Raw genomic sequence first — 12,497 nt, forward strand, 5'->3', positions numbered from 1 at the left:
GTACCAGCGCGTGCGTAACCTACGCGAGGCTAGCGGAGCGGAGGGGTGACTGTGACCCGGCCGTTCGGCCGATGCCCGCCGCGCTCCCTTCGTGATCGGCCGTGGACCGAACCCGTGCCGGCGCCGGGCGACGGCCGTGGAGCGGGTCGTTCGCCCCGCTGCCGAGCGCGGGGCCGGCGGGCATCACCCGCATCTGGACGATCAGCATGTCCCTGTCCGCGATCCGAGGACGGCGATGGGAGAGTTGAGGGATGACGATCAAGACGATCGCGGACTTCTGGTTCGATCCCTCCTGCCCGTACACCTGGATCACCTCCCGGTGGCTGGTGGAGGTGGAGAGGGTGCGGCCGGTCGAGGTGCGCTGGCACGTGATGAGCCTGTCGGTGCTCAACGAGGGCCGCGACGAGGATCCGGAGGGTGACACGGAGGGGTACCTCTGGGTGCCCGTACGCATCTGCATGGCCGTGCGACAGGAGTACGGGCAGGAGGCGCTCGGCAGGCTGTACACCGCGATGTGGACCGTCGGGCGCGCTCGCGGGGAAGACTGGGCCGGTTCCCTGCACGACTCCCTGGCCGCCGCCGGTCTGCCGCCGGGGCTGGTCGAGGCGGGGACGTCGACGGCCTACGACGAGGCGATACGCGCCTCGCACGCGGAGGGCATCGGCCTGATCGGCGAGCACGTCGGCACCCCGGTGGTCGCCGCCACCGGCCCCGCCACCGGTGGCGAGCGCGTGGTGTTCTTCGGTCCGGTGATCTCCCGGATTCCCGAGGGGGAGCGGGCGGGCCGCCTGTGGGACGGGACGCTGCTCGTGGCCGCGACCCCGGGCTTCCACGAGCTCAAGGGGGCCTCGCACGAGAGGCCCCGGCTCGACGGTTCGGACTGACCGGCCCCGAGAGCGTCCTGCGCGGTGAGGACGCCCGGTATTCACCACCGCATTCACCGCCGCCGGATGCCGGTCCGTTCGGAGGGAGCGCCTGCGAGGCCTGAGAGGAGCCTGTCCGAGACGAGGGGGATCCGTCCGGGAGTGGTCCGTCCGAGAGGGGGCGTCTGAGGGGAGCGTCCGAGACGTGGCGTCTGGGAGTGAGTGTCTGAGATGGAGCGTCTGGGAGTGAGCGTCCGAGACGGGGTGTCTGAGACGGGGCGTGTCTGAGAGGGGTGCGACCCGCGTGGCGGGCCGTCCGGAGGGGCTCCGAACGGCCCGTGGAGGGGGAAGGCGCGGGCCGCACCCGGTCTCGCTTACCGCCGCCGGGTCACCGTCCCGCTCACCGGCGGGCCGGCGTGACGTCGTTCGCCCCGGCCTCGACTCACCGGCGGGCCGATGTGACGTCGTTCGCCCCGGCCTCGACTCACTGGCGGGTCAGCTTGACGTCGTCCACCCCGGCCTCGACCAGGGAGGCGCCGGAGGCGTCACCGGCCTCGACCAGGATCCGGACGCTCTGCCCCGCGAAGGCGGAGACGTCGACGTTGGCCGCGCCCCAGGCGCCGTTGCGGTTGGAGGCCGCACCGAGCTGCTGGAACACCTGGGTGGTGGTGGAACCGACGACCTTCACGCGCAGGAAGTCGGCGCTGGAGGCGTTGGAACCGTGCGCGAGATACCAGGAGAACGCCAGCTTGAGCGTTCCCGTCGACGGCAGGGTGACGGCCGGTGACCGGACGCTGGTGATTCCTCCGTCAAGGTCGTAATCGCCCGCTGCGGCTCCCGCGAGCCTGCCGGTGACCAGGTCGTTGCTGCCGCTGACGGTGGTACCGAGCTGCTTGGCGCCGCTGGAGGTGGTGGCCTCGGGGTCGCCGCGCTCCCACAGGCCGAGCGTGGCGGTGTCGGTCCCTGAGGGGTTGGTCGTCCAGCCGGTCGCGGTCTCGAAGGTGTCCTGCCAGACGACCGTCGGGGGTACGGCGGTCGCGGTCGTCCACACCGCGTAGGCGATGGCGTCGGCGTTGCGGTTCAGCGCGGTGTCGCTGATGTTGCTGCTGGTGTCGCACGCCCGGTGGTAGCAGGGGTCGAACGCCTGCCCCGCCGTACCGCCCCAGAGGGTGGCCTGGGCGCTGGACTTGATGCCCTCGGCGCCGGTGAAGGTGCCGCCCGCGGGGATGCCGACGGCGATGAACGGACCGTAGTCGGAGCGGCCGTCGAAGTCGGTGCCCCGGGTGGCCACGCCGATCGAGGTGAAGTACGCCTGGAGCGTCGACTCCAGCTGCGCGGAGCCCGCCGGGCCGGGGCCCGAGCCGACACCGTCGGAGTTGTCGCCGTCGTAGACGAAGTAGCCGGCGTTGGGCGAGCCGACCATGTCGAAGTTGTAGTAGCCCTTGACCTTGGCCCGCTCGGCGGCCGGGAGGTTGTTCACGTAGTACTGGGAGCCGCGCAGGCCCAGCTCCTCCGCGCCCCACCAGGCGAAGCGGAGGTGCTTGGTGGGTGCCAGCGACTGGCGGGAGACCTCAAGGGCGGTCTCCAGGATGGCGGCGCTGCCGGAGCCGTTGTCGTTGATGCCCGGCCCCGCGGCCACGCTGTCGAGGTGGGCGCCGACCATGAGGATGTCGTTCGGGTCGCCGCCGGGCCAGTCGGCGATGACGTTGTAGCCGGTCGCGCCGTTGTAGGTGAACGACTGCAGGGAGGTGGTGAATCCCGCGCCGTCCAGCAGGCCCTTGACGTAGTTGGCCGAGGCCAGGTAGCCGGGGCGGCCGTGGGCGCGGTTGCCGCCGTTGGCGGTGGCGATGGACTGGAACTGGGTGAGGTGTGCCTTCACGGCGGTCAGGGAGATGTCCGGTGGGACTGCTGCTGACGCCGATGGTGCGGTGAACGCCAACGGGATGGCCAGGATCGCCGCCATGCCCATGGTCCACAGACTGCGCATCATGCTCCTCGGGTTTGAGGGTGTGTGGGTCCCCCGAGCGGCGCGCACCCGTGGCGGGTGCGCGCCGTACAGCGTGGTGGTGCGCTTGCGGAGCAGTCCCTAGCGGGCGGCGCCCTCGGGGGCCGCCGCGGTCTTCGCCGCGGACTTGGCGAGTGCCGCGTTGCGGTCGGGAATGCCGGTCAGGTCGTAGGCGAAGAACGCGGTGGCGTAGCCGACGGCCTTGGAGTTGCGGTCGAGCGCGGCGGCGCTGATGTTGTTGATGCCGTCGCAGGCGGAGTGGTAGCAGGGGTCGTAGGCGATACCGGCGGTCCCGCCGAACTTGGCGGCCTGCTCGGCGGTCTTGATGCCCTCGGCCCCGGTGAAGATACCGCCGGCCGGGATGCCGTTGGCGATGAACGCGCCGTAGTCGGAGCGGCCGGTGAAGTCGGTGCCCTCGAAGGGCAGGCTGCGCTTGGCGTAGAACGCCTCAAGGCGCTTCTCGATCTCGGGGGAGCCCGCCGGTCCGGCGGGGGCGCCCTCGGCGTCGGAGTCGTCACCGTCGTACAGGAAGGTGCCGTCGTTGGGGGAGGCGATCATGTCGAAGTTCAGGTAGAGCCTGATCTTGTCCTTCTCGGACTGCGACAGGCCGGCGACGTACTGGTCGGAGCCGAGCAGGCCCAGCTCCTCGGCGCCCCACCAGGCGAAGCGCACCTTCTGCTTGGTCGGCACGTGGGCCAGCTTCAGCGCGGTCTCCAGGATGGCGGCGCTGCCGGAGCCGTTGTCGTTGATGCCGGCGCCCTCGGGCACGCTGTCGAGGTGGGCGCCGACCGCCACGATCTCGCCGGACTTGCCCCAGCGGGAGTCGGCGATCAGGTTCTTGGTACGGCCGACCGCGGTCTCGGCGTCGACCTTCAGGCGGACGGTGGTGTTCGGGCTGTCGGCCAGGTCCAGGCCGACGGCCGTGCTCGCCATCACGATGGGGAAGCCGAAGCGCCACTCGACGATGTCGAAGACGAGCGGGTCGGTACGACCGGGCTGGCCCTCGTTGAAGAAGATCACGCCTGCCGCGCCGGCCGCCTTGGCGTTGGTGGCCTTGTCGACGAACGGGCAGGTGCCGCGCTGGATCAGCGCGATGCGGCCGGGGACGAACCCGGCGAAGTCAGCGGCCTCACAGCCCGCCGTCGAGGTGTTCGGGACCGGGGGCACCGGGATGACGGCGTCGACGACCTGCACCTGCGCGGTGACGTCGCCTCCGCTGGAGGAGATCACGGTGACGAAGTCGGCCGGGTTGGCGTAGGTCTTCGCCTCGGGGGCCGTCTGCTGCAGGACGGAGGGGCTCGCCTCCTCCCAGCCCAGCGGGAACTCGACGTCGGTCGTGGAGGTCTTGTAACCGGCCTTGTGCAGCTTGCCCTGCACGTAGGCCAGGGAGGCGTCGTAACCGGGTGTACCCGCGGCGCGGTTGCCGCCGTTGGCGGTCGCGATCTCCTGGAACTTGTCCAGGTGCTTCTTGACGTTGCTGCCCTTGATCTGCGTCGCGAACACGTTGGCGAGGACGTCGGTGACGCCGGGAGACGTGGTGGTCGCGGTGGTCGCGCTCGCCGGTGCGATGAAGGCGAGAGGGAGGGCGATGGCCGTGACCAGGGTGGCGGTCTGGACCATGCTGCGTCGTAACCTCAGGCGCATAGCGCTCCTCGGGGTGGAACGGAGGGGGATCCCCTATTACGTACATGGCGGAACGTACCGTGATCAACTGGTTTCGCCTAGATGTGCCGACGCTCAGGTGCACGAAAAGTTATCAAGCCGACCCTGACAGGGTTTTCTCAGGGATGTCTCGGGAACGGGTTGGTTCCGGTTGTTCGTTTGATGAGAAGAAGAACACCGATTCGGGGAGAGGTATCGTGCACCGTTCGAGAAACCACAAGATAGTGGCCGGCGTCTGCGGAGGGATCGCGGAGAGCCTCAACATGCCGCCCACCCTTGTCCGGGTGTTCTGGCTGTTGCTCTCGCTCATCCCGGGCCCCCTGTGGGTCGCCTACGTGCTCATGTGGATCTTCGTCCCCAAGGCGCCCGCAGTCCGTTACTAGTGCCGTTTCAAGGAACGTTCGCCCTGTCGTGATGTGCCGCCCGGATGCCGCACTGGGCGGCACCGGACGGCCAGAATGATCACGTGGCTGAACGGGTGAGGGTGCGGCCATCGCGTTCGACGTTGGCGTGCTCGCCGAGATGATCGGGCGGCGTTGGCGCGGTCGCCGATATGTTCACGGATCGTTCGGATTCCCGTACGGTCCGTTACAGATCGGAGCACGCTGATCGCCGTGCGGCTTCGCTTTAAATACCGGGCCTACCCGGATGCCCCCCAGCGTCAAGCGCTGGCCCAGGCGTTCGGGTGTGCCCGCGTGGTGTTCAACGACGGACTGCGCGCACGCCAGGACGCCCACCAGGCGGGACTGCCGTACATCTGCGACGGGCAGTTGTCCAAGCGGGTCATCACGGCCGCCAAGCAAACCCCGGAGCGCTGCTGGCTGGGCGAGGTGTCGGCCGTGGTGCTGCAGCAGGCGCTCGCGGATCTGAACACCGCCTACCGCAACTTCTTCGCCTCCCTGACCGGCAAGCGCAAGGGGCCGAAGGTGGCGCTGCCCCGGTTCCGTTCGAAGAAGGACAGTCGGCAGGCAATCCGGTTCACCAAGAACGCCCGGTTCCGCGTGACCGCGAGCGGGAGGCTGCACCTGCCGAAAATCGGCGACCTCACCGTCCGCTGGTCGCGAGACCTGCCGTGCGAGCCCTCATCGGTCACGGTGATCAAAGACGCGGCGGGCCGGTACTTCGTGTCATTCGTCGTCGAAACGATCGACGAACCGCTGGGCGATCCGTTGTCCGAGCCGTTGGGCGAGGTCGGCATCGATCTGGGATTGACGCATTTCGCGACCCTGTCGAACGGTACGAAGATCGACAATCCGCGCCTTCTGCGGCGGGCGGCCAGGAAGCTCCGCAGCGCGCACAAAGCGCTGAGCCGCACTCAGAAGGGGTCGGCCAACCGGCGGAAGGCCAAGCGGAAGGTCGCCAGGGCTTACGCCAAGGTGGCCGATGCGCGCCGCGACTGGGCACACAAGCTCTCCACCGCGATCATCCGCGACAACCAAGCGGTCTACGTGGAGAACCTCGCCGTGTCCGGACTCGGCCGCACCCGCCTGGCCAAATCGGTTCACGACGCCGGATGGTCACAGTTCGTCGGGATGTTGGAGTACAAGACCGCTCGGTACGGCCGGACGTTCGTCAAGATCGATCGCTGGTTTCCTTCCTCGAAACTGTGCTCGCAGTGCGGCACCCTGCAAGCGTCGATGCCGTTGAACGTCCGCGATTGGGTATGCACCTGCGGCGCGACTCATGACCGAGACATCAATGCGGCCGTCAACGTGCTGGCCGAAGGACGACGAATCGTCGCCGCTGGACGGAAACCCGCCGCTGAGACGCGGCAGGAGGCGGAGACGTTAAACGCCTGTGGAGGTGACGTAAGACCACCGCTCGCGGTGGCAGATGCCGACGAAGCAGGAAGCCTCAGAGGTGCCGCATGACGCGGCACGGACTGAACTCCGGCCCCTCAGGTCGGAGAGCGCGTCAATGAAAATAGGCTGGGGGCATGAGGCGACGTCCACTGTCCCTGGTCCAGGACGACCTGGTCGACTACGAGAAGGCGATGGAGCGGATGACCGACCTGGTCGGTCGGCGGCAGCGCGACGAGCGCTCCGACACGCTCTGGTTGCTCAGCCACCCGCAGGTGTACACCGTGGGCAGGCGGACCCCTGAGCAGCACCTGCCCGACCCCGCTCACGGCATCCCGGTCGTGAGCACGGGTCGCGGCGGGCAGCTCACCTACCACGGCCCCGGCCAGCTGGTCGGATATCTGATCGTCAAGCTCGACGAGGGCGAGGGGATCGTCGACTACGTCCGCGAGGTCGAGTTGAGGCTCGTCGCGGCGCTCGGCGCGCTGGGTGTCCCGGCCGAGCGCCGCGACACCCCGCCGGGCTCGGAGCTGCTGACCGGCGTGTGGACGACCGAGACGAAACGCAAGATCGTCTCGATCGGCATGCGCCAGAGCCGCGGTGTCACCAGCCACGGGTTCGCCCTCAACGTCGACGGCGACCTGACCCCGTGGGGCTGGGCGGTGGCCTGCGGCATGCCCGACGTCGACATGACGTCCATGGGGCGGGAGGCCCCCGCCGCCGCGGCCATGGACCGGGTCCGTGCGGCGGTGGCGGAGGCCTTCGAGGCGAGCTGACCGGTTTCCCGTCATCTGTGAGCGGGTTCACGCGGGCCGGTCGCCGAGGTGTCGCGTGGTGGTGCGGGTTCGCGTGGTGGTGCGGGTTCACGTGGTGGTGCGGGTTCGCGCGGTGACCGGCCCGGTCTCGGGGAGCGGGCCGGTCACCGCGCGATCTCACGGTGGCCTCGCGGCGGCCTTGGAGCGGGTCAGCCGATCGGCTCCTTGCCGGCCGTGTCGACCGTGCCGGTCGGGTCGAACGCCTCGTTCACGTCGACCGTACGGCGCGGGCCGGTGAACCAGTGCCTGGCCGACAGCGCCCACCACAGGCCCACGGCCAGCACCATCACGCCGACCACGATCGGCGAGTAGTTGACCGCGGTCCAGGTGAAGTCGTCGCTGAACGGCACGGCGGCCGGGACCAGCGGCATGATGAAGTAGATCGAGACGATGACGATCTCGACGATGGCGATCCAGCACATGACCTTGTACTTCGACCCCAGCGTCCAGGGGCCCGGCTGGAACCGGTCGCCCATCCGCAGCCGGAGCCAGATCGGGATCGCGAAGGCGATGTAGAGGCCGATGACCGCCACCGACACGACCGCGTAGAAGGCCAGCGGCAGACCGCCGGGGGCCTCGTACAACGCGGGCAGGGTGAGGATCAGCGCGGCCGTGCAGCCGAAGATGATCGCGTTGACGGGGGTCCGGTTGGCGTCCACCTTCGACCACAGGCGCCAGCCGGGGATGGCGCCGTCGCGGGAGAAGGCGTAGGTCATCCGGGACATCGAGGTCACGCAGCTCATCCCGCAGAAGAACTGGCCGATGGTGGAGATCGCGAAGATCGCCGTGGCCAGGTTGCCGGGGAGCGCGCTGTCGAAGATGGCGCCGACGAAGCCGCCCGCCTCGTTGACCGCGTCCACGTCGGTGGCCGCGAACAGGAAGGCCAGCAGCAGGATCCAGCCGCCGATCGCCGAGTAGAAGATCGACTGCCACAGTCCCTTGGCGGCGGCGGTGGAGGCGCCCTGGGTCTCCTCCGACACGTGCGCGCACGCGTCGAACCCGGTGATCGTGTACTGGGTCAGCAGGAAGCCGAGCGGCAGCACGTAGAACCAGTACGACGAGTCGGAGAAGCCGGAGTTGTTGATCGTCTCGGTGAAGACGAACGACATCGACTGGTGCGAGTCGGGGCCGAAGATCAGGATCAGCACGACCACCGCCGCGCCGAAGACGTGCCACCACACGGAGACGTTCTGCAGCGTCGCGATCAGCCGGTGACTGAAGATGTTGATCAGGCCGTGCAGGACGAGGATGATCGCGAACAGGATGAACGCGTTGGTCAGGCTGGGGTCCCAGCCGGAGAAGAACCGGCTGAGGGTGATGTTCAGGAAGGTCGCGCAGCCGTAGTCGACCGAGGCCGTCACCGCGATCAGGCCGATGAGGTTGAACCACCCGGTGAACCACCCGTGGATCGGCTTGCCCATCTTGGCGGCCCACCAGTAGATGCCGCCGGCGGTCGGATAGGCCGAGACCAGTTCCGACATGCAGAGCCCGATGATCAGAATGAAGATCGAGATCAGCGGCCACCCCCACGCGATGGCGACGGGGCCACCGTTGTTCCAGGCCTGGCCGAACGTGGTGAAGCAGCCGGCCAGGATGGAGATGATCGAGAAGGAGATGGCGAAGTTGGAGAAGCCGCTCCAGGTTCTGGAGAGTTCCTGCTTGTAACCGAGTTCCGCGAGGCGCTTCGCGTCCTCGTCGACCGATGTTGGCTTGGTCACTCAAGCCTCCTTGCGTGGTGGTGCGGGGGGGTGGGGAAATCCGGCGCTCGCGCCCCGGACGTCGTCGACGAGCCGTCCGAACCCCGGGTCGTCCAGGTCCCGTACGGCTTGCGAGAACTTGTCGGCCGCCTCGGCCTCGTAGTCGAAGTCGGCGTCGGCGGCCTGCTCCTTCAGCAGCCCGTGGTGCACGGCGAACCAGAGCGTCCAGGTCAGGTTGGACATGATCAGGTTGAGCCGGACCCTGGAGGTGAGCCGCCGGTCGTCGGTGCCGAAGTAGGCGCGGGCCAGCCGGGTGGTCAGGTCCGGGTCGTAGTCCGCCTCCGCGGCGATGTCGCCCAGCTCGAAGGCCGGGTCGTTGTTCCCGGAGAGCTGGTAGTCGACGATCCTGACCTCGGCGCCGCAGCGGATGAAATTCTCCGGCAGCAGGTCGTTGTGGCACGGCACCGTGGGCAGCGGGTCGGCGGCCAGCGCCCGTTCGATCTCCGCGGCGGCGGGAAGACGGTCCTGGTAGCCGTCGGGTGTGCCCAGTTCGTGGGTACGGCAGAGGGCGAGGAACTCGTCGAGCTTGCGGAAGATGGAGAAGTCGTTGACGAACCGGGGCCCGGCGTGCAGCCGGCGGCAGGCCGCCGCGATGGGGCCTGGAATCGTCCGTACGGCGTGGGCGTCCAGGGTGACGCCGTCGAGATACTCCAGCACCAGCGCGTCCGGCAGCCGGTGCAGCACCCGGGGGCCGACTCCCGCGTCCGCCGCGTGGACCGTGTTGGCGATCTCCTGGTCGAGCGGTATGCCCAGGCCGGCCTCCGCCACCCGGGGATCCAGCACGCGCAGCACCCATCGCTGCCCGTCGGCCGTGGTCAGCCGGGAGATCCGGTGGCTGAGCCCGCCTTTGATCGGTGCCTCGGTCAGGGGCTGGTCAGCCCATTTACGGACGTCCGCTAGAGGATCTGGCATGCCGCCCTCCTTTGGCCTACCTTCATACCATTGATCCGATTCTGTGGACTAGTTGTTACAGAGGGGTTGCGCTCCTTGAAACTTCCCAGCTCCGCGCGGGCCGTCGTGATCGGCGGCGGGGTCGCCGGTTGCAGTGTCGCCTACCATCTGGCGAGGCTCGGCTGGACCGAGGTGATCCTCGTCGAGCGGCACGAACTCACCGAGGGAACCACCTGGCACTCGGCCGGATTCGTGGGCCAGCTCCGCTCCACCGTCACCCAGACCAAGATGATCATGTATTCGGCCGGTCTCTACCCCGAACTGGCCGAGCTCACCGGGCTGGACCCGGGGTGGCACGGGGTGGGCGGCCTGCGCCTGGCGACCACGCCCGAGCGGGTGGAGGAGTCGCTGCGGCTGGCCGGAGCGGGGGAGACCTACGGGCTCGGCCTGGAGGTGGTCTCCGGCGCCGAGGCGAAGGAGATGCTCCCGCTGCTGCACGCCGACGACGTGCGGGCGGCGCTCTGGCTGCCCGGGGACGGCTGGCTGGACCCGGCACTGCTGGCCAGGGCGCTGGCCGCCGGGGCGCAGAAGCTGGGCGTGCGGATTCACACCGGGACCCGCGTGACGGGGCTCGACGTGAAGGACGGCGCGATCACCGGGGTGCGGCTCGCGTCGGGAGCGGAGGGCTCCGACGACGTCGAGGAATGGTCGGTCCTGGCGGAGACCGTGGTCGTCGCGGCGGGCGCGGCCAGCGGGCGGGTCGGGCGGCTGGCCGGGGTGGATATTCCGGTTGTGCCGATCAAACACCAATATGTCATCACCGAATCATTCGGAGTTCCGTCGTCCATGCCCACGGTGCGGGATCCGGACAACATTGTCTATTTCCGGGAAGAGAATGCCGGGATTTTGGTGGGCGGATATATCCGGAATCCAGAAATATGGGATACGGCCGCTCCATTGGAGGAGCCTCGGACCCTGTTTCCCCCCGATATGCCGAAATTTCAGGAATCGTGGGAATCGGCGGTGCGGCGGGTCCCCGAACTGGCCCGTACCGAGATCACGAAGGTCGTCCACGGCCCCGAGGCGTTCACCCCCGACGGCGAGTTCCTCCTCGGCGAGACCCCGGTCCGCGGCCTGTGGGCGGCGGCCGGCTTCTGCGTCCACGGCCTGGCGGCGGCCGGAGGCGTGGGCAAGGTCATGGCCGAGTGGATCGTGGATGGCTCGCCCGAGTACGACGTGTTCGGCATGGATCTGCGGCGCTTCGGGGCCCACGCCCGTTCCGCGTCGTGGACCCGCGCCAAGGCCCTGGACTCGTACTCGAAGTACTACGACATCGTCTACCCCGGCGAGGAACGCTCCGCCGCCCGGCCGCTCCGCCGCTCTCCCGCCTGGGTGCGGCACGTGGAGCTGGGAGCGGCGTTCGGCGAGAAGTCCGGCTGGGAACGGGTCAAATGGTACGAGCCCGGCCAGGACGTCCCCCCGGATGACCGGAGCCCCCGCCCGGACGGCTGGGCGGGACGGATCTGGTCGCCCGCCGTGCGCGAGGAGTGCCTGGCCACCCGCGACGCCGCGGGACTCTTCGACCAGACCTCGTTCTCCAAGCTGGAGGTGTCGGGGCCCGGGGCCCTGGAGGGGCTGCAGCGGGCGTGCGCCGGGCAGCTCGACAGGCCGGTGGGCTCGATCGTCTACACCCAGCTCCTCAACGGGCGCGGTGGCATCGAGGCCGACCTGACCGTCACCCGCCTGGCGGACGACCGCTTCCGCCTGGTCACCGGCACCGCCTTCGGCGTCCACGACGCCGCCTGGCTCCGAGGCCAGGGCCTCGACGTCCGCGACGTCACCTCGGCCCACGCCTGCTACTGCCTGTGGGGTCCGCGGGCGCTCGACATCCTCGGTTCCATCTCTGGCGACGACCTGACCTTCGGCTACATGAGGGCCAGGGAGATCAGCGTCGGGAACGTCCCGGTACTGGCCCAGCGGGTGACGTTCGTGGGCGAGTTCGGCTGGGAGCTGTACTGCCCGTCGGAGTACGGGCTGACGCTGTGGGACACGCTCATGGAGGCGGGAACGCCGTACGGCATGCGCCCGGCCGGGTACCGCGCGATCGACTCGATGCGCCTGGAGAAGGGATACCGCGTCTGGGGCATGGACATCACCCCGGAGACCACCCCGCACGAGGCGGGCCTGGGCTTCGCGGTCGCCCGCGACAAGGACTTCCTCGGCCGCGCCGCTCTGGACGCGGCCCTGGACACCGCCGGACACTCTGCCGGCGACCGTCCCGCACCGGGTACGGACCGTCCCGCACCGGGCGCACCGGACGCGGGCGCGAAGGCGGGTGCGGGTGCGGGTTCAGGCGTGAGTGCGGATGCGGGTTCGGACGTGAGCGCGGGTGCGGGGGCCGGAGTGCCCGCGCGGCGTCTGTTCTGCCTGGTCCTGGACGACCCCCGCCAGGTCTGCCTCGGCGGGGAACCGGTCCGCGCCGGCGGGCTGCCCGCCTCGCGGGTGACCAGCGGCGGGTACGGCCACCGTGTCGACCGCTCGATCGCCTACGCCTACCTGCCCGAGGGCACCGCCCCCGGCGACCGCGTCGAGGTCGGCGTCACCGGCACCTGGGTGGGTGCCGCCGTCACCGCGGAACCCCTCTACGACCCGTCCTCGGAGCGCGTCCGGCGCCTGCCGTCCTGAGCCCGCGGTCCTGAGCCCGA

At 69.4% G+C, this 12,497-nt stretch carries 9 protein-coding genes; 5 read left to right on the plus strand and 4 right to left on the minus strand.

What is annotated here, in order from left to right:
* The first annotated feature begins 251 nt into the window (after positions 1-251).
* Positions 252-884: a mycothiol-dependent nitroreductase Rv2466c family protein gene (locus ACSDR0_RS30235; protein ID WP_435292300.1), complete on the plus strand. Its 633-nt coding sequence runs from the start codon at positions 252-254 to the stop codon at positions 882-884.
* Between the two features lie 463 nt (positions 885-1,347).
* Here the strand turns inward: ACSDR0_RS30235 and ACSDR0_RS30240 are convergent, their stop codons facing one another.
* Both ACSDR0_RS30240 and ACSDR0_RS30245 read right to left on the minus strand, forming a co-directional pair.
* Entirely contained in the window at positions 1,348-2,853 is a 1,506-nt protein-coding gene (locus ACSDR0_RS30240; protein ID WP_435292301.1) for a M28 family metallopeptidase, read from the minus strand.
* Between the two features lie 96 nt (positions 2,854-2,949).
* On the minus strand, positions 2,950-4,512 hold the full coding sequence (locus ACSDR0_RS30245) for a M28 family metallopeptidase (RefSeq protein WP_435292302.1): 1,563 nt from the start codon (positions 4,510-4,512) through the stop codon (positions 2,950-2,952).
* A 215-nt stretch (positions 4,513-4,727) separates the two neighbouring features.
* Between ACSDR0_RS30245 and ACSDR0_RS30250 the strand changes: the two genes are divergently transcribed.
* The 3 genes from ACSDR0_RS30250 (at position 4,728) to lipB (ending at position 7,105) form a co-directional block, all read left to right on the plus strand.
* Positions 4,728-4,913, plus strand: coding sequence for a PspC domain-containing protein (locus tag ACSDR0_RS30250; protein ID WP_435292303.1), 186 nt, complete (start codon positions 4,728-4,730; stop codon positions 4,911-4,913).
* A gap of 231 nt (positions 4,914-5,144) precedes the next feature.
* The gene (locus ACSDR0_RS30255; protein WP_435292304.1) at positions 5,145-6,401 is read left to right on the plus strand and encodes an RNA-guided endonuclease InsQ/TnpB family protein; all 1,257 of its coding nucleotides are present in this window, start codon (positions 5,145-5,147) and stop codon (positions 6,399-6,401) included.
* A 65-nt stretch (positions 6,402-6,466) separates the two neighbouring features.
* Positions 6,467-7,105 (plus strand): lipoyl(octanoyl) transferase LipB, encoded by a 639-nt coding sequence (lipB, locus tag ACSDR0_RS30260; protein WP_435292305.1) that lies wholly within the window; start codon positions 6,467-6,469, stop codon positions 7,103-7,105.
* Positions 7,106-7,293: 188 nt separating this feature from the next.
* Here lipB and ACSDR0_RS30265 read toward each other — a convergent pair whose 3' ends face one another.
* Both ACSDR0_RS30265 and ACSDR0_RS30270 read right to left on the minus strand, forming a co-directional pair.
* A complete protein-coding gene (locus ACSDR0_RS30265) occupies positions 7,294-8,862 on the minus strand; it encodes an amino acid permease (RefSeq protein WP_435292306.1) in 1,569 nt (522 codons plus the stop codon).
* Positions 8,863-9,813 (minus strand): phosphotransferase, encoded by a 951-nt coding sequence (locus tag ACSDR0_RS30270; RefSeq protein ID WP_435292307.1) that lies wholly within the window; start codon positions 9,811-9,813, stop codon positions 8,863-8,865. It lies immediately after the preceding gene.
* 75 nt (positions 9,814-9,888) lie between these two features.
* Here ACSDR0_RS30270 and ACSDR0_RS30275 point away from each other — a divergent pair, with 75 nt between their 5' ends.
* On the plus strand, positions 9,889-12,477 hold the full coding sequence (locus ACSDR0_RS30275; RefSeq protein WP_435292308.1) for a GcvT family protein: 2,589 nt from the start codon (positions 9,889-9,891) through the stop codon (positions 12,475-12,477).
* Positions 12,478-12,497: the final 20 nt, after the last annotated feature.

Source organism: Streptosporangium sp. G11 (genome assembly GCF_051192615.1).
Lineage (GTDB): Bacteria > Actinomycetota > Actinomycetes > Streptosporangiales > Streptosporangiaceae > Streptosporangium.